Origin of the sequence: Eubacterium sp. An11, from assembly GCF_002161065.1 — a bacterium.
GTDB classification, from domain to species: Bacteria; Bacillota; Clostridia; order Lachnospirales; family Lachnospiraceae; genus Anaerobutyricum; species Anaerobutyricum faecale.
The window spans coordinates 44,026-62,151 of sequence record NZ_NFLV01000019.1 but is presented as its reverse complement, the minus strand read 5'-3'; the positions used below and the strand labels follow the sequence as shown (position 1 = coordinate 62,151).

19 protein-coding genes and 2 pseudogenes are annotated in these 18,126 nt (G+C 43.6%); all 21 read left to right on the top strand.

The features are described 5' to 3' along the window. The first annotated feature begins 734 nt into the window (after nt 1-734). The gene (locus tag B5E53_RS13270; RefSeq protein WP_087315811.1) at nt 735-962 is read left to right on the top strand and encodes a MarR family transcriptional regulator; all 228 of its coding nucleotides are present in this window, start codon (nt 735-737) and stop codon (nt 960-962) included. Further along, nucleotides 955-1,173, top strand: coding sequence for a hypothetical protein (locus tag B5E53_RS13265; protein WP_087315809.1), 219 nt, complete (start codon nt 955-957; stop codon nt 1,171-1,173). Before B5E53_RS13270 ends, B5E53_RS13265 begins: the two co-directional genes overlap by 8 nt. Beyond that, nucleotides 1,170-1,367, top strand: coding sequence for a MarR family transcriptional regulator (locus B5E53_RS13260; RefSeq protein WP_087315807.1), 198 nt, complete (start codon nt 1,170-1,172; stop codon nt 1,365-1,367). The genes B5E53_RS13265 and B5E53_RS13260 overlap by 4 nt, the downstream gene beginning before the upstream one ends. Nucleotides 1,368-1,369: 2 nt before the next feature. Then, on the top strand, nt 1,370-2,452 hold the full coding sequence (locus tag B5E53_RS13255; protein WP_087315805.1) for a site-specific integrase: 1,083 nt from the start codon (nt 1,370-1,372) through the stop codon (nt 2,450-2,452). Between the two features lie 7 nt (nt 2,453-2,459). Further along, on the top strand, nt 2,460-3,089 hold the full coding sequence (locus B5E53_RS13250) for a tyrosine-type recombinase/integrase (RefSeq protein ID WP_162611916.1): 630 nt from the start codon (nt 2,460-2,462) through the stop codon (nt 3,087-3,089). Beyond that, nucleotides 3,079-3,462, top strand: a complete 384-nt coding sequence (locus tag B5E53_RS13245; RefSeq protein ID WP_087315801.1) for a hypothetical protein — start codon at nt 3,079-3,081, stop codon at nt 3,460-3,462. Before B5E53_RS13250 ends, B5E53_RS13245 begins: the two co-directional genes overlap by 11 nt. Next, nucleotides 3,443-4,249 (top strand): ParA family protein, encoded by an 807-nt coding sequence (locus B5E53_RS13240; RefSeq protein ID WP_087315799.1) that lies wholly within the window; start codon nt 3,443-3,445, stop codon nt 4,247-4,249. The genes B5E53_RS13245 and B5E53_RS13240 overlap by 20 nt, the downstream gene beginning before the upstream one ends. Further along, nucleotides 4,239-5,105, top strand: a complete 867-nt coding sequence (locus B5E53_RS13235) for a ParB/RepB/Spo0J family partition protein (RefSeq protein WP_087315797.1) — start codon at nt 4,239-4,241, stop codon at nt 5,103-5,105. The genes B5E53_RS13240 and B5E53_RS13235 overlap by 11 nt, the downstream gene beginning before the upstream one ends. Nucleotides 5,106-5,129: 24 nt before the next feature. Continuing rightward, nucleotides 5,130-6,188, top strand: coding sequence for a DUF6017 domain-containing protein (locus tag B5E53_RS13230; RefSeq protein WP_087315795.1), 1,059 nt, complete (start codon nt 5,130-5,132; stop codon nt 6,186-6,188). Between the two features lie 139 nt (nt 6,189-6,327). Then, entirely contained in the window at nt 6,328-6,633 is a 306-nt protein-coding gene (locus B5E53_RS13225) for a hypothetical protein (protein ID WP_087315793.1), read from the top strand. 540 nt (nt 6,634-7,173) lie between these two features. Further along, nucleotides 7,174-7,587 carry a single-stranded DNA-binding protein gene (locus B5E53_RS13220; protein ID WP_087315791.1) on the top strand — a complete coding sequence of 138 codons (414 nt, stop codon included), beginning with the start codon at nt 7,174-7,176 and terminating at the stop codon, nt 7,585-7,587. Between the two features lie 24 nt (nt 7,588-7,611). Further along, the gene (locus B5E53_RS13215; RefSeq protein WP_087315789.1) at nt 7,612-8,040 is read left to right on the top strand and encodes a hypothetical protein; all 429 of its coding nucleotides are present in this window, start codon (nt 7,612-7,614) and stop codon (nt 8,038-8,040) included. Beyond that, nucleotides 8,021-8,767: a phage antirepressor KilAC domain-containing protein gene (locus B5E53_RS13210; RefSeq protein WP_087315787.1), complete on the top strand. Its 747-nt coding sequence runs from the start codon at nt 8,021-8,023 to the stop codon at nt 8,765-8,767. The genes B5E53_RS13215 and B5E53_RS13210 overlap by 20 nt, the downstream gene beginning before the upstream one ends. A gap of 69 nt (nt 8,768-8,836) precedes the next feature. Beyond that, nucleotides 8,837-9,328 carry a PcfB family protein gene (locus B5E53_RS13205; RefSeq protein ID WP_087315785.1) on the top strand — a complete coding sequence of 164 codons (492 nt, stop codon included), beginning with the start codon at nt 8,837-8,839 and terminating at the stop codon, nt 9,326-9,328. A gap of 20 nt (nt 9,329-9,348) precedes the next feature. Beyond that, nucleotides 9,349-11,250, top strand: a complete 1,902-nt coding sequence (locus B5E53_RS13200; protein WP_087315825.1) for a type IV secretory system conjugative DNA transfer family protein — start codon at nt 9,349-9,351, stop codon at nt 11,248-11,250. A gap of 74 nt (nt 11,251-11,324) precedes the next feature. Continuing rightward, a pseudogene (locus B5E53_RS13195) lies at nt 11,325-11,453 on the top strand (Maff2 family protein); the annotation flags it as partial. Nucleotides 11,454-12,175: 722 nt separating this feature from the next. Then, complete coding sequence (ltrA, locus tag B5E53_RS13190) at nt 12,176-14,062, top strand: group II intron reverse transcriptase/maturase (protein ID WP_087315781.1); 1,887 nt, start codon at nt 12,176-12,178, stop codon at nt 14,060-14,062. 148 nt (nt 14,063-14,210) lie between these two features. After that, nucleotides 14,211-14,309: pseudogene (locus tag B5E53_RS13185) on the top strand (Maff2 family protein); the annotation flags it as partial. An 11-nt stretch (nt 14,310-14,320) separates the two neighbouring features. Further along, nucleotides 14,321-15,190, top strand: coding sequence for a CD0415/CD1112 family protein (locus B5E53_RS13180; protein WP_087315779.1), 870 nt, complete (start codon nt 14,321-14,323; stop codon nt 15,188-15,190). A 28-nt stretch (nt 15,191-15,218) separates the two neighbouring features. Next, entirely contained in the window at nt 15,219-15,680 is a 462-nt protein-coding gene (locus B5E53_RS13175; protein ID WP_087315777.1) for a PrgI family protein, read from the top strand. Next, nucleotides 15,565-18,018 (top strand): ATP-binding protein, encoded by a 2,454-nt coding sequence (locus B5E53_RS13170; protein ID WP_204245529.1) that lies wholly within the window; start codon nt 15,565-15,567, stop codon nt 18,016-18,018. The genes B5E53_RS13175 and B5E53_RS13170 overlap by 116 nt, the downstream gene beginning before the upstream one ends. Nucleotides 18,019-18,126: the final 108 nt, after the last annotated feature.

The window sequence follows — 18,126 nt, the reverse complement described above, 5'->3', positions numbered from 1 at the left end:
TACCAGAAAAGAAAAGAGCCTCCGGTGGTTCGGATGCTCCTGTCATTTAATAAGGTCTGTATGAAGTTGCGGTAGATCCGGCAGCGTGGAAAATCTACGATTTGTTTGAGTTCTAATTGGTATTCCATAAGTAAGCCTCCTAATAAAAAAGGCTGACAACGAATGTCAGCCCGTCAAAATGATATGATTTGTCAGTAGGTATTGAGAGAGTGCAGAAGCCAGTTGGTCTCCTCCGGTCTGACACACTCCATTGCATTTTTATTGCATTTTTAAATTTTGTTTTATTGTTTTATAGCGTTTTATAATCGCTAAAACCCCTGTAAATAAGCCAATCTTTGTTTATATCGCTTACCGTCTGTCTGGAATTTGAATAGAAGTCGAATCCTCGGAAAAGCCTGTATTTATGGGCTTTCCCGGGGATTTATTTTTGTCTCTGGAGTGCAAATGGAGTTAAAAATTATTTTTTTTACTAGCCGGATTTCTTGAATAGACAAGGTTTTTCGGAATATCATTGCATTTCCAGAAGAGAATATCGGGAAATTTTTATAGAACAGTTTGTTTTGATGAAGTAGTTTTCATCAGGGCAGGCTGTTTTTTTTTATTGCTTTTGAATTTGTGAGGAAATTTTACCTGTGGAAAATTTGCAAAATTTCGGAAAAACGTGTCCGAAAATCCTCCCGCCAGTCCGGTGTAAATGAAGGGAAAACTTTCAGAACACAAAGGAGGTACTGATTATGCAGAACAAATTATTTTTAAAAGCAGCAGATGTGTGTGAACTTTTGGAGGTATCTACAACCTCTGCTTATGAGATCATTGCAAATTTGAACAGCGAACTGGAGAAGAAAGGGTATCTGGTTCTTAAAGGAAAGGTTCCGACCAAGTATTTTGTGGAACGTTTTTACGGGATTGAGGATGTCTGCCAGATCCCACAGGAGAAGGGAGTGGAATGGTTCCATGCGTAAAAGAAAGATGTATCTGTCTGTGGAAGACGTAGCGGAAGTATTTGATATTTCGGTTTCTTTTGCTTACAGGGTGGTGGAGAGGATGAACGCTGACCTGGCAAGCAAAAATTATTATGTGATTTTAGGGCGGGTGCCCACTCGTTATGTTGAGGACAAGATTTATGGTCTGGAACATGTAGAACAGTATTTATCGGAGGAAAAAGCAATATGAGTATGACACAGGAAAAAATGTATATGAACGTAGATGATGTTTGTGCAGTGTTGGGAGTATCGAAAGCCTTTGCATATAAAATCATGAAAGGCTACAACGAGGAACTGAAAGAAAGAGGATTTCTGATCATTCCTGGAAAAATATCAACAAAATTTCTTGCCGAGAAGATTTATGGCATGAAGGTGGAGGAATAGCAATGGGAGTATATAAAGAAGGAAAAAATTGGAAAGTACAGGTATATTACAGGGACTGGCAGGGAAACCGGAAGAGAAAACAGAAACGTGGTTTTCGGACAAAGGGAGAAGCAAAAGAGTGGGAAAGGGATTTCCTTCAGCAGCAGACGCAGAGCGTTGACATCGAGTTTGGTAATTTCCTTGAGCTCTATTACAAAGATATGGAAGTCCGGTTGCGTGAAAATACCATGTACACAAAACGTTATATTATCGATCTGAAAATCAAGCCATATTTTGAGCATAAGGTTTTAAGTGAGATTACAGTTGCAGATATCAGAAACTGGCAGAACGAGTTGTTAAAGCAGAATTATTCAGAGACATATCTGAAAACAATCAACTGCCAGCTGGGAGCAATTTTTAATTATGCTGTGCGGTATTACAACCTGAAAGATAATCCTTGCAGGAAAGCAGGCAGTATCGGGAAAAGCAAAGGAGAACCGAAGGATTTTTGGATGCAGGATGAATTTGAGGCTTTTCTTGAAACAGTAGATGATAAACCGGAGGCGAAGATGGCATTTCAGTTTCTGTACTGGACGGGGATGAGAATCGGGGAGCTTTTGGCATTAACTTATAATGATATCAATCTTGAGGAAAAAACGGTTTCTATCAATAAATCTTATCAGAGATTAAAAGGAAAAGATGTAATTACCAGACCTAAGACTCCTAAAAGTATCAGGGTAATTACACTTCCGGATTTTCTTGTTGAGGAATTTCAGGAGTACTGCAGTCATCTGTACGGAATTATGAAGCACGAAAGGCTGTTCCGTTTTACAAAATCATATATGGAACATTGTATGGTCAACGGAATTGAAAAATCGGGAGTAAAGAGAATTCGCTTGCACGATCTCAGGCATTCCCATGCGAGTATGCTGGTGGATATGGGCGTTGCTCCGCTGGAGATTGCGGAACGTCTGGGACATGAAAAGGTAGAAACAACATTAAATACCTATTCCCACCTGTATCCTTCGACCCAGAGCAAATTGGCAGGGCTGCTTGATATGAAATACAAAGATAAGGAAAGTAAAGGAGATGATGAAAATGCATAGAGGAAACATGAGAAAACTGCTTCCGGAAGAAACATGGACAATGGAAGAATATGAGAAGTTTATTTCTGTTTTTGATGTAAGGACGGAAGAAGGAATGGCATTTGAAATGCTGTATTGGACAGGAATACGTGTTGGTGAATTGCTCGGATTATTGTATCAGGACGTAAATATTGAGAGCGGTATTATCAATATCAATAAATCATTTCAGGTCGTTGCAGGCGAAGGGAAGTTTGTTAATACCAAAACCGTTGCCAGTAACAGAATGATTACAATGCCGGAATTTCTGGTAAATGAGTTGAATGAGTACATCCACAGTCATGTGAATCAAAGTCCAGATAAGAGACTGTTTTGTTTTACTGACAGAAGACTGGCATATCATTTGAATCATGGAATTGAACAAACTGGGGTTAAAAAAATTCAGCTTCATCGGATAAGGCAAAGTCATGAAAAAATGCTTGAGGCAATAGGCGTACCGTCATATGAGCGGTGGGAAAGGCTTGGTACATTGCGCATGAATTGGCAGTACGTAGAAGCATATGGCGATCATGTGCCTAAAAAACGTGTTGCAGTGAAGTTACTGAATGAAATACATACTGAGCAGAAAATGAAAAAGGAGGTACTTAGAAATGGCAAGTGACAGACATGGGAAACACAATAAACCGACAATTGCATTCCGGGTTACACCTTATGAACAGCAGGTCATCAATGAAAGGGTAAAGGCAAGTGGCATGAAAAAACAGGATTATATTGTCCGCTCCTGTATCTATAACCATGTTTGTGTGGTGGGAAAGCGGGAAAACCTGGAAATTCTCAGATCAGAGGCTCGTGAAATGTACACCGTCCTTGAAGAAGTGTCCAAAGACATAAAAAAGGATAGCCCTGACTTATCAGAGCAGGGGATGGAAAGCATGACGGAAAGATTTCTTACATTTTTAGATGCAATGATGTGGATGTTGAAGGGATCAAAATATTTGTGGGAGGAAAAAGACAATGAAAGAAACAGTAAGTAATGACTGCAAGGTACTGGCTTTATGTTCGCAAAAAGGCGGTGTGGGTAAAACCACCAGTTGTGTAAATCTGGCAGTGGGACTGGCCAGAGAGGGAAAGCGTGTTTTAGTAGTTGACAATGATCCGCAGGGAAGCATGACGGCAAGTCTTGGCTATCACAATCCCGATGAGTTGAATGTTACACTGGCTACAATTCTTATGAAAATTGTAAATGAGGAAACATTTGACGACTCTCTGGGGATTCTTCGCCACGAAGAGGGGATTGATTTGCTTCCGGCAAATATCGAGCTTGCTGGTATGGAAGTGTCATTGGTGAATTTTATGAGCAGGGAACTGGTACTCCGACAGTATATTGATCAGGTAAAAAATCTGTACGATTATGTACTAATCGACTGTATGCCATCTCTGGGAATGCTTACCATTAATGCACTTGCATGTGCGGATGCGGTACTTATTCCGGTTCAGGCAGCCTATCTTCCGGTAAAGGGATTGGAGGATCTGATCCGGACAATCGGTAAGGTACGAAGACAGCTGAACAGAGGGCTTTCCATTGAAGGAATATTGATCACCATGGTAGATAGACGAACCACCTATGCACGGGATATTACAGAATTAATTCACGATACCTATGGAAGTCAGATTCGGATTTTCACTCATAACATACCGTTTTCTGTCCGTGCTGCTGAAATTAGTGCAGAGGGGGTCAGTATTTTTCGTCATGATCCCAGAGGTAAAGTTGCAGAAGCATATCAGTATCTGACTCAGGTGGTGCTTTCAGATGAAGAGTAGAAGTGCATCGAAGATAAAATTGACTTCTTATGATGACCTTATTGGTGGAGCTGTATCAAAAGATGATATTCAGGAAATTCCAATCGGTCAGCTGCGGGATTTTGTGAATCATCCTTTTCATGTTAACGATGATGACGAGATGAATGAACTGGTAGAAAGCATAAAAACACAGGGGGTATTAACTGCTCTGCTGGTGCGTCCGTCGAAAAAAGGAGGATATGAGATTGTATCCGGTCACAGAAGAAAACATGCAGCTGTTCTTGCAGGCTTGACGCAGGTTCCGGTCATTATTCGGGAAATGAGTGATGATGATGCCGTTCGGGCAATGGTAGACAGCAATCTGCAAAGAGAACATATCCTTCCAAGTGAAAAGGCGTTTGCATACAAGATGAAAATGCAGGCAATGAACCATCAGGGTGTCAGCGGAGGGATTTCAGCTGAAACCATCGGTAAAGCGGGAAAAGACAGTGCAAGGCAGGTGTACCGTTATGTCAGGCTGACTTATCTGCGTAAACCGATTTTGGATGCAGTGGACAAGGAGCTTATGGGCATCCAGACTGGAGTGGAGCTTTCATATCTGGAGCCATCCGAACAGATCTGGCTGGAGGAGATTCATAATACTACAGGGAAATATCCAAGTCTTGAACAGGCGAAAAAAATAAAAATCAGAAGCGAAGAAAAGACATTAACGAAAGATATCCTACGGCTTTTGATAATGGGAGAAAAAAGAAGGGCAAGAACCTTTACTTTAAAGCAAAATGAGATCAACAAGTATTTTACTCCTGACTATGATGAGCAAAAGATGCGTACCGTAATTATTGAGTTGCTGGAGGAATGGAGTAATAAGAATAAATAGCGGAAAAAGAAGGGAGGGAGATTCATGAGTATTAGAGCAACATTTAGCTATTTTCAGGGAATGGAAGGCGATATGTATCAGTTCTATCGGATTCCCAAGTTGTTGTTTACAAGTGAATATTTCAAAAATCTCTCCTGTGAGGCAAAGGTACTGTATGGTCTTATGTTAGATCGGATGTCGCTTTCAATAAAAAATCGCTGGCTGGATGAGGAAGACAGAGTATATATCTTTTTTTCTGTGGAAGAAATTATGGAAATGCTGAACTGCGGAAGGAATAAAGCGGTTAACTGCCTGAAAGAACTGGATCAGGAAACAGGGATTGGTCTGATTGAGAAGAAAAGACTTGGGCTTGGTAAAGCAAATGTCATTTATGTGAAGAATTTCAGCCTCCGTGAATATCCAGACGAGCCTGCAGAAATGGAAATCGAAACAGATGATCCGGAATATGAGGAACAGATACCTTGCAATTTTGAAGAAAATATGCCAGAAAACGCTGTAAATACGCAGAAGTTTGAAAAACAAACTTCAAGAAGTTTAGAAAACAAACTTCAGGAAGTTTCAAAAACAAACTTCAAGAAGTTTGAAAAACAAACCTCAGGAAGTTTGAAAAATAAACTTCAAGAAGTTTCAAAAGCAAACTGTAATAATACTGAATATAACGATAATGAATCAAGTAAGACTGAATCATATCCTTCTATCCATCATGACAGGAATGATGTGGATAAGATGGATGAGAGGTATGCATATCGTCAAATCATTTGTGAAAATATCGAATACGACATTCTTTGTCAGAGCTATAAGCCAGAAAGTGTAGAAGAACTGGTGGAACTGATGCTGGATGCAATTTGTACTACTAAAAAATATCTGCAAATTAATGGGGAAGCTATGCCTGCTCAGGTGGTAAAGAACAGACTTTTGAAGGTGGGGTATGAGCATATACAGTATGTATTTTTCAGCTTAAGCAAGAATACCACCAAAGTAAAGAATATCCGTCAGTATATGTTAACAGTTTTATATAATGCTCCCGTTACGATTAACCAGTTTTATGATGCAGAGGTACGTCATGATATGTATGGAGGATAAAATTATCCTGCCATGAGACTGTGGCTGATGACTTTGTGCCCAGTGGGCACGAAGAAAGAGGTAGAATAACCTTGTGCCCAGTGGGCATGAAGTGAGACAAAAAACATGTGCCTGATGGCAAGAAAGGAAGGGATAAAAAATGGTGCGCTTTTTGATTAAATTACCCTTAAGAATTTTGGCATTCCCGGTTTGGCTGGCGGTTTCTGTGATCAATACGCTTGGGATGTTTTTAGTGGGACTTGCATCCTGGATATTTTATTTGGTTGCAGGTGTAGCTGTAATTACTGCGTTAGGTTGCGTTGGGTTTCAGTTATATACATGGCAGGAAGTCAAAATGCATTTACTATGTGCGGCTGTATTTATCCTTATTCCCAACATTGGGATGTGGATAATAACTGGAACAAAGCTGCTCCAATGTGGATTACGTTCTTTCATATTTGAATAAGAAAACTATTCTTTGAAAAGAGGGCATTGGCTCTCTTTTTTCTTTGCACGAAAATGTGCCAAATCAAAAAAATCTTTGAAAATCATGTCCGAATTTAAAACCCCCAATCCAGTGTATATGGAAGGCAAAGAGAAATTCCTCCGATTTGAGAAAAATCCAAACATGAAAGAGGTTCATTGTTCTTCCGACTGCACCTTGAAAACTAAAGGAGCTGATACATCTTGATTAACAGGCTTACCGGTTCTATTTATGACCGGCTCGTGCAGGCGAAGACTCCGTATCGGATACAGGAAGAGCGAAGCTTATAATGAGACCACCAGAAAGGTGCAGGACCTCTGCCGAAACAGGGGACTGTGACTGCTTATTTTGCAGCCGGGTCATCTGAAATGATGACGATCAGATGTATATGTACAGACAAGCCAAAATGCGAATACTATATTTCCTATATTGCAGGAGAAATCCTGCGTGAGTGGGGAACGGTTCGACTCCGTTCCTCATTTTTTGGTGCATAGAATGCGCTAAGGTTAGGAGGAAAAGCTTATGAATTCAATTACATTAATTGGAAGACTTGCCAAAGCTCCGGAGATCCGGCAAATCACGACTCAAAAGGGAGAGACAGAAGTGGCAAGGTTTCCGTTGGTAGTAAGAAGAAACCGTACAAATAAAGCATTTGTCGTTATGATTACCGCATACGGAGGCAATGCAGGATTTGTACAGAAGTATCTGGAAAAGGGGACAAAGGTTACTATTTGCGGTGAATTGGTCATCTCTCAGGTGAAAAATGAGGAAAATGGAACCGTATCTTATTTCACAGAAATCATTATGGATACAATGGAATTTGCTGAATCCAAATCAAAGAGAGATTTTGGCAGTGATGGATTTGAGCCTGCAAGAAGGGCAAGCATTCCTTTTGAAATACCGGAAGAAATGGAACAGGAAATGCCATTTCGTTAAAGAAAAGAAAGGGGGACTTAGAACATGAGAAAATATTTTATGGAATTATTTGCAATGGGATTTGTTGACAGTGAAGGAAACCTGGTGGAGGAGAATGTCCTCCGGGATGCACAAAGAACTGCGGCACTGACAGCAAAAATTATGAAAGAGAAAATGGACAACACATGGGAAATGGAATCTCATTTAAACCGGATATTTTGTGCATGGCTGATTTATTCAGATACGAATTTTTCAAGATCCATTACGTATGTCATTGGAAGAGAGGCTGCCTGCGTCGAAGAACACTTATGGATGGTGGGCGAAGCTCTGGATGATGATGAATTTAGCGATTATCTGTCCGAGTATCTTATGGCATTGATTGTCGAAGTAGCAAATGCGACAAGAGATCAGATCATTGATAATTTTATGAGGTTTATGACTGGGGGATCGGAAGATGGGGCAGGAGACATGTAAAGTAACAGAATTTCATAATACCGAGTTTGGTGCAATTCGGGTAATTGAAGATCAGGGAAGACTTTTGTTCTGCGGTACAGATGTGGCTTTTGCCCTGGGTTATTCCAAACCAAGAAATGCAATAAATATGCATTGCAAGGGAGCCCTGAAAAAGGGCGCCCTTACGGCAGGTGGAGTACAAACGATGACATTTATTCCTGAAGGAGATGTGTATCGACTGATTACAAAGAGCCATCTACCCTCCGCACAGCGTTTTGAAAGTTGGGTATTTGATGAAATTTTACCAGCAATACGAAAGACAGGCGGATATATGTCCAGTGATCTTTTGGAAAGTGTACGCAATAATCCGGAGATACTTCTGGAATTTGCGCAAAGGTTATTGGATGAGAATAATAGGAATAGAGAACTGCAGAGTCAGATTAATGACCTTCAACCGAAGGCAAATTATTTTGATCACTTTATGGTCAAAGGAGAATGCTCAAATATACGGACAACTGCAAAAGAAATTGGAGTACCTGAGCGGAAATTCTTAAAGTTTCTTTTAAAAGGCAGCTTTTTATATCGAAGTCCGTCAGGTACACTTCTTCCTTATGCGGTACCTAAGAATGAATCCCTGTTTATTGTCAGGGATTTTTTTAATAATGGACACTTGGGTTCTCAGACGCTGATTACTCCGAAAGGAAAAGAATATTTCCGAGCATTGTTTGAAGATCCGGAAGAGAAATAATTGGAAAGGTGGTGGTTATCATGATTTTGACATGGGACAGCACGTAATACGCTGAAAGGAGGGAAATTCATGCAGGAAGAAGTAACACAGAAAACGGTGACTTTTTGTGTGCGTACCACAAAAATGACGGCAGATGTGCTGAAAAAAGTGATTGCTGCATACCTGCGGCATCAGAAACAGAAAAGTGCTGAGAAGAAAGCACAGAAAAATCAGCCGAAACAGGGGAAAATCACGGTGAAAGAGCTGGCAAAGCAAAATGCCGGGATGACGAGTATTGAGATCACACCCAAGAACATCAAGTCTTTTGAACGGTATGCCAGAAAATACGGAATCAATTATGCCTTGAAAAAGGATAAGACCAAAGATCCGCCGGTTTATATGGTGTTCTTTAAGGGACGTGACCAGGATGCGATCACCGCAGCTTTCCGTGAATTTTCCCAGAAAGAGATCCAAAAGGCGAACCGCCCTTCTATCCACAAACGTCTGGAGGCATACAGAAGTATTGTTGCAGGGAAGACGAAGGGCAAAGCCAGAAATAAGCATCAGGAGGTATCCCGGTGAGAAAGCTTACTGCCGGGGGTATGACCAACAAGCTGAAAGCAAAAGCCAGAGTTACGCTGTCCGCTTTGGATATGAAAAAGCTTATTCTGACCAATCTTCCGTACCTGTTCATCTTTTTGTTTGCAGACAGGGCATCCTGTTTGTACCGGGCAAGCCCCGGGGCAGATATGGGAAACAAACTATTATATGCCATGGAACACGCTGACCGGATCCTGACCGGGTTCCTGCCAAGTCTTTACTACATGGATATTCTGGTGGGGGCAGGGATTGCGGCAGTTGTGAAGATATTGGTCTGGCAGAAACAGGCAGATGCAAAAAAGCTCCGCAAAGGAGTGGAGTATGGTTCTGCCAGGTGGGGAACAGCAGAAGACATCAAACCATTTATGGCAGATGATTTCTGGATGAACATTCCGTTGACGGCAACAGAATCCATTACCATGGAGAGCCGCCCGAAGAACCCAAAGTATGCCAGAAATAAAAATATCTGCGTCATCGGCGGTTCCGGAAGTGGTAAAACAAGGTTTTTTGTAAAGGTCTCTATTATGATGATGAACTGTTCCATGGTCATTACAGATCCGAAGGGAACACTGATCGAAGAATGCGGGAAGATGTTAGCCAAAGGACCGCCAAAGAGAGACAAGCATGGAAATGTTGTGAAAGATAAATCCGGGAAGGTGGTGCATGAGCCTTATGTGATCAAGGTCTTAAATACCATTAACTTCTCCAAATCGCTCCACTACAATCCGTTTGCCTATTTAAAATCCGAAAAGGATATCCTGAAACTGGTGACGGTTATCATCGCCAACACCAAAGGGGAAGGGGAAAAGGCAACCGAGGATTTCTGGGTCAAAGCAGAAAAACTGCTGTATACGGCACTGATTGCCCTGATCTGGTATGAAGGGGACGAGGACGAGAAGAATATGAACACCCTGATCGACCTTCTGAATGAAAGTGAGACCAGGGAGGATGACGAGAATTATAAAAATCCAGTGGATATGCTGTTTGAGGATCTGGAAAAAAGGAATCCGGAACACTTTGCGGTACGCCAGTATAAGAAATACAAGCTGGCGGCTGGTAAGACAGCAAAATCTATCCTAATCAGCTGCGGTGCCAGACTGGCTCCGTTTGATATTGCCGAGCTTCGGGAGATCATGAGCTATGATGAGATGGAACTGGATAAGGTGGGAGACCGGAAAACGGCACTGTTTCTGATTATGTCAGATACAGATACCACCTTTAACTTTGTGATCGCTATGCTGCAGTCCCAGCTTTTCAACTTGCTTTGTGATAAGGCAGATGATCAATATGGCGGCAGGCTGCCGGTCCATGTACGGGTTATCTGCGATGAGTTTGCCAACATCGGGCAGATTCCACAGTTTGATAAGCTGATTGCCACAATCCGAAGCAGGGAAATCTCTGCTTCTATTATTTTGCAGTCACAGAGCCAGCTGAAGGCAATGTACAAAGATAGTGCGGACACAATTCTGGGGAATTGTGACACGATGTTGTTCCTTGGTGGCAAGGAAAAGACCACCCTGAAAGAGATGAGTGAGCTTCTGGGGAAGGAGACGATTGACCTTTACAACACCTCGGAAACACGCAGCAACCAGAAGTCATTCGGGCTGAATTACCAGAAAACCGGGAAACAGCTGATGACGGAGGATGAGATCGCAGTCATGGACGGCGGGAAATGTATCCTTCAGATCCGTGGTGTCCGTCCGTTTTATTCGGACAAATACGATATAACCAAACACCCGAATTACCGGCTCCTTGCAGATTACAGCGAGAAGAACCGGTTTAAGGTGGAAAAGGAACTGGATCCGAAGTATACACCGAAACCAGATGATGAGGTGGAAGTGATGGAAATGGATCTTTCAGGAGACGGGAATGAGCAGGAAAATAATGAGGAAAGGAATAACTAACAGGGTGCGCCGGTATTGTTACCGGCGTTTTTCATTCCCGGTTACACCCGGCAAAGTTAGTTTTGGTGATTTATATGGCATTTTTTACCAGTGCAATTACTACTCTTAAGACCCTGGTTGTAGCAATCGGGGCGGGCCTTGGCGTATGGGGAGTCATCAACCTTCTCGAAGGTTATGGCAATGATAACCGTGCGACACGTTCGTAAGTGAAAAGCTTGCGCACAAAGTCGAAGGGCAATTGTAGCCCGAAACTTTGGAGAACTGATATTCCGATGGGTGAAATGAGGGGGTAACGTCCCGAAGCGCCACCCTAATACTCCGAATGGCGGGGAGCATGCAACGGCTCTCTCCAAAAGTTTATAGAGCTCGGTGAAGTCGGCAGAGAGCAACCGTAAGACTGGTCTTCAGACCAGACACGAAAGCTGTCCAGAGGTGGATGGTGTTGCCTATATGCCGGGGGTCGGATATCCATGGTGAGAATGTATGAAAATACTGACGAAATTCCGAATGTACGAGTCTAAACGTTGATGCTGTCGAAAGGCAGTACACCTCTCATGGTGGTATCTGTGGGCGAGTAAAATTGGTTGTTATGAAAGTCCATGCACCGTTACAGGCGGTGCGGTTATGCATGACCAGATACAGGCTCAGAGGAAGAACCTAAAGATATCCAATGATAGGAATATCGGAACGTGGAAAGCTGGGAACACGGAGGCGGTTGCAAGCCAGTGATGTGGTGGATGGGAATACCTTCGCGAGAGGGCAATAACCATTCTTTATTCCAGTGAGAGTAGTGGCACAGTACCTGTGAAGCCGTGAATAAGTAAGCGGTGGAGGGATAGCCACAAGTCGAATTCAGCAATGAAAATGAAAACACAACAAACACAGCTTCGAGTATGACAAAGAAAATCCAAACCGAAGGGAGAGGATGCCTGTGTTGACTTCGGGGCAGCAAGAAAGGAAAAGTAAACAGAGAAAAATCCGCAACTCAGAGTATTACGACATGGAAGGCACTTTTGACAGGCTGTATGCAGAAAGTAAGAATGATAAAATCTTCAATCATCTGATGGAAATCATCGAGAGTGAAGAAAATATCAAGCTTGCATACAGAACGATAAAGAAGAATACAGGAAGTGATACTTCGGGAGTGGATAAAAGGACGATAGCCGACCTTGCAAAGTTAAGCGAGGAAGCTTACGTCCGTCTCATACGGAAACAATTCAGTAATTATCATCCACGACCCGTAAGGCGAGTGGAGATACCAAAGCCCAATGGAAAGACCAGACCTCTGGGAATTCCAACTATCGTGGATCGGATCGTACAGCAATGTATTTTGCAGGTCATAGAGCCGATATGTGAAGCAAAATTCAGTGAGAACTCCAACGGGTTCCGCCCGAACCGTTCTGCTGAGACTGCTATTGCGCAATGCATGAGGCTGATACAGGTACAGCATCTGTACCATGTGGTTGACCTCGATATTAAAGGATTCTTTGATAATATCAGCCATACAAAGCTGATTCGTCAGATATGGGCATTGGGAATCCGGGATAAAAAGCTGTTATGCATTATAAAAGAGATGCTGAAAGCACCTGTTGTTCTGCCAAATGGGGAGAAAACATATCCCGCACGGGGTACTCCGCAAGGCGGTATTTTATCGCCGTTGCTTGCAAACATCGTATTGAATGAGCTGGATTGGTGGATTGCTTCCCAGTGGGAGCAGATGCCAACAAGGACAAAATTCAAAACGAGGAACAATGCGCAGGGAACAGAGATTAAGAGCCACGCTTACAGAGCTCTGCGCCGGAGCAGATTAAAAGAGCTGCATGCAGTTCGGTACGCAGATGATTTTAAAATTTTCTGCGCATCACATGAGGATGCTGTCAGAGCATACAAGGCAACAGAGTTATGGCTAAAGGACAGGCTGGGGCTGGAAATCAGCCCTGACAAATCCAAAGTAGTTAATCTCAAAAGACAGTATTCTGATTTTCTCGGGTTCAAGCTGAAAGTCCGTAAAAAGGGTAAGAAGTATGTAGTTCGGTCTCATATGAGCGATAAAGCATACAAAAAGGCTCATGGAAAAGTCTCGGAAGAAGTAAAGAAACTGGCTCATTCGTCAGATGATAATGCTCAGTTCATGCAGCTTCAGAAATATAACGCTGTAGTTGCCGGACTTCATGAATACTATTGTATTTCTACAGAAGTATCACATGATTTCAGCAGACTTGCCTTCAGTATCAACAAACAGCTCAGAAACAGACTGAAAGGTGACTTATCCAAAAAGGGACAGCTCAGAAATGGGTTTATTAAAGAAAAGTATGGAGCAAGCAGACAGATGAGGTTCCTTCATGGACGTCCGGTGGTTCCACTGGGATATGTCCAGCCGAAAAATGCCCAGCATAAAAGGAAATCCATCAATAAGTATACGGTCAAAGGTCGGGAACAGATTCATAAGAATCTTGCAATCGACACAGCGACAATGTTATGGCTGATGAGAAATCCTGTAAAGGGCAGAACCATTGAATATGCGGATAACCGTATTTCCTTGTATGCGGCACAGTATGGTAAATGTGCAGTGACGGGAATTCTGATGGATTCTCATGATATTCACTGCCACCATAAAGTGCCCGTAAGAAATGGTGGTTCGGATGAATACGCAAATCTTATTCTTGTCAGCAAAGCAGTTCATATCCTTATCCATGCTTCTTCAGAACCTACGATTGAGAAGTACCTGAAATCCTTAAATCTTGACGATAAACAAATAGAAAAGCTTAACAAACTTCGTACTATGGCAGAAATGCCACCTATTATTCTTTGAATTTAATGCTGTAACGAAGTGTGTAAGTTGTGTTTAAAACCCTGGACGGCTGAATTCGATGGAGCGCCGTGTGCGGTGAAAGTCGCATGCACGGTGTGGAGCGGGGGAAAATCCGGAGATAACTTCAAAGGATTACCTATCGCTATCCGGCGCAAAGAGCCAGGGAATCAAACAGCTCATGGCAGGAGCAGGAATCATGCTGCTGGGAACTACCCTGATTCCCCAGCTGGCAACACTGTTCGGTTAATGGGGTAATGGATGAACACCATTATCGAACGAATCACGGAAGCCATCAAGGAGATCCTCATCGGGATGATCCAGAATGGTCTGGAAGGGATGTTTGTGGAGGTCAATGATAAGGTGGGAACGATTGCCAGTCAGGTCGGGCAGACCCCGCAGGGATGGAACGCAGGGGTTTTTAACCTCATCCAGAACCTGTCTCAGACGGTGATCGTGCCCATCGCCGGTCTGATCATCACGTTTGTACTTTGTTATGAGCTGATCACGATGGTCACACAGAAGAATAACTTCCATGAGTTTGAAACCTACAACATTTTTCTCTGGATCTTTAAGGCATATGTGGCGATTTACCTTGTGACGAACACGTTTAATATCACAATGGCGGTATTTGATGTGGGGCAGCACATCGTAAATGGTGCAGCCGGTGTGATCTCTGGAAGTACGGCGGTGGATGCTTCTGCCGCCATTGCTACCCTGACGGAATCTCTGGAAGATATGGAGATCGGGGAACTGTTTTTACTGGCAATGGAAACACTTCTCATCAGCCTTACCATGAGCATCCTCTCCGTGATTATCACGGTGATCATGTATGGCAGGATGATTGAGATCTACCTGTATACTTCCGTGGCACCGATCCCGTTTGCTACCATGACCAATAAGGAGTGGGGCAATATCGGGAACAACTATCTGAAAGGCTTGTTCGCCCTGGCATTTCAGGGATTCTTCATGCTGGTCTGTGTCGGTATTTATTCCGTACTGGTCAATGCGATGACCATATCCACGAACCTGCATGGGGCGATGTTTTCAGTGGCGGCATATACGGTCGTACTGGCATTTTCACTGTTTAAGACCGGAAGCCTCAGTAAATCAATATTCAATGCCCACTGATGGGCAGAAAAAGAAAGGAGTACTACCTATGGCGTATGTACCAGTACCCAAAGACCTGACAAAGGTCAAAACAAAAGTAGCATTGAACCTGACAAAGCGGCAGCTGATCTTTTTTTCACTTGCCGCAGTAGTGGGAGTCCCGTTATACCTGCTGGCAAAGAAACCCCTTGGCTCCAGTGTGTCAGCGATCCTTATGGTAACTGTCATGCTGCCATTTTTCTTTATGGCAATGTATGAAAAAGACGGTCTCCCTTTTGAAAAAGTGATGGGAAATATCATCCGCCAGAAATTCCTCTGTCCGGCGAAACGCCCGTACAAGACGGAGAACTTTTATCAGGCGGTGGATTCCCTCGTAAAGAAGGAGGGCGTGCCGGATGGCAAAAAAGAAGAAACAGGCACAGCAGCAGTGCCTGGAAGCGGCGGCAAGAAAAAACCGTCAGGAAAGAAGAAAAAGAAACGACAAAAAGGAAAGGGAAAAGGAAAAGCTTAGGAAGAAACAGGAGAAAGAAAGGAAACGTCAGAAGAACATTCCCCATACTGCCCAGCAGAGCATCCCGTACCAGCGGATGTTTGCGGATGGTATCTGCCAGGTATCGAAGAACTTTTTTTCCAAAACCGTACAGTTTTACGATATCAATTACCAGCTTGCCCTGAATGAGGATAAGACTACGATCTTTGAGAATTACTGTGATTTCCTGAATTACTTTGACTCTTCCATCAGTGTGCAGCTGTCTTTTATCAACCAGCAGGTGGATGTGGCAGAGTTTGAAAAGAGCATTGATATCCCGGATCAGAACGATGATTTCAACGAGATCCGGGAAGAATACCGGACGATGTTAAAGAACCAGTTGTCCAAAGGAAACAATGGTCTGGTGAAAACGAAATATATCACGTTCGGGATTGAAGCGGAGAGCTTAAAAGTGGCAAGACCGAGGCTTGAACGGATTGAGGCAGATATCCTCAACAACTTCAAAGTGCTTGGGGCACAGGCTCATCCATTGAACGGGGTGGAGCGTCTTGAGATCATGTACCATGTGTTCAACCAGGACCGGATCGAGCCGTTCCGGTTCAATTATAAGATGCTTCCGCAGACGGGGCTTAAGACAAAGGATTTTATCGCACCGACATCCTTTAACTTCTCAAAGAATTCTTCATTTATGATGGGAAAGACACTGGGAAGCGTCAGCTACCTGCAGATCCTCGCACCGGAACTGACTGATCGTATGCTGGCGGATTTTCTGGATGTGGATGAGAGCATCAATGTGAATATCCATATCCAGTCCATTGACCAGACCTCTGCCATCAAGATGATCAAGAGTAAAATCTCTGACCTGGACAAGATGAAGATTGAGGAGCAGAAGCGGGCAGTACGCTCAGGTTATGACATGGATGTGCTGCCGTCCGACCTTGTGACCTATGGGGAAGAAGCGAAGAACCTTCTGGAAGACCTGCAGTCCAGGAATGAGAGGATGTTCCTTGTCACTGTCCTTGTGATGAATACGGCAAAGAAAAGGCAGAAACTGGACAACAACATTTTCCAGGTGCAGGGCATCGCACAGAAGTATAACTGTTCCCTGCGTCCTTTGGATTACCAGCAGGAAGCGGGGCTGATGTCCTGTATCCCGTTGGGAGTAAACAGAATCGAGATCCAGCGTGGGCTTACCACCTCGGCAACAGCGATCTTTGTGCCATTTACGACACAGGAACTGTTCCAGGAAGGGGAAGCCCTTTATTATGGTCTGAATGCGTTGTCCAACAACATGATCATGGTAGACCGGAAGCGGCTAAAGAACCCCAACGGGTTGATCTTGGGTACCCCGGGTTCCGGTAAATCCTTCTCGGCAAAAAGGGAGATTACCAATTGCTTCCTCATTACGGAGGATGACATCATCATCTGCGACCCGGAAGCAGAGTATTACCCGCTGGTGCAGGCACTGCATGGGCAGGTAGTCCGTATCTCACCGGTGTCGACCCAGTATATCAACCCGATGGACTTAAACCTTAACTATTCCGAGGAGGATAATCCGTTATCGCTGAAATCGGATTTTATTTTATCACTTTGTGAGCTGATCGTGGGAGGAAAGAACGGTCTGGAACCGGTGGAAAAGACCATCATTGACCGGTGTGTGCGTCTTGTGTATCAGGAATATCTTTCCGACCCGGTGCCGGAGAAGATGCCGATTCTTCAGGATCTGTATGACCTGCTCCGGGGGCAGGATGAACCGGAGGCACAGCGGCTGGCAACCTCACTGGAAATTTACGTTACCGGTTCATTAAATGTGTTTAACCACCGGACAAACGTGGATATCAACAACCGGATCGTCTGCTTTGACATTAAGGAGCTGGGAAAACAGCTGAAAAAGATCGGGATGCTCATCGTCCAGGACCAGGTATGGAACAGGGTGACGGTCAACCGTTCCGCCCATAAAGCGACCCGGTACTATATTGATGAATTCCATTTACTTTTGAAGGAAGAGCAGACGGCAGCCTACAGTGTGGAGATCTGGAAGAGGTTCCGTAAATGGGGAGGTATCCCGACAGGTATCACCCAGAATATCAAGGATCTTCTGGCAAGCCGTGAGATTGAGAATATTTTTGAAAACTCGGATTTCATTTATATGCTCAACCAGGCATCCGGTGACCGGCAGATCCTGGCAAAGCAGCTGAACATTTCACCGACCCAGCTGTCCTATGTGACGAACAGCAATGAAGGTGAGGGGCTTTTGTTCTATGGAAATGTCATCATCCCGTTTGTGGACAGGTTCCCGAAGAACAGGCTGTATCAGTTATTAACGACACGCCCGGAAGAGACGGGAGATCAGGCATAGGAGGACAAACGATGCACGTATTAGCATATTTTCTGACATTTACGGCAGGCATGGTATGTGGTCTGGTTCTTACCTGTATCGTGCAGGCAGCTAAAAAATGAAGGAGGT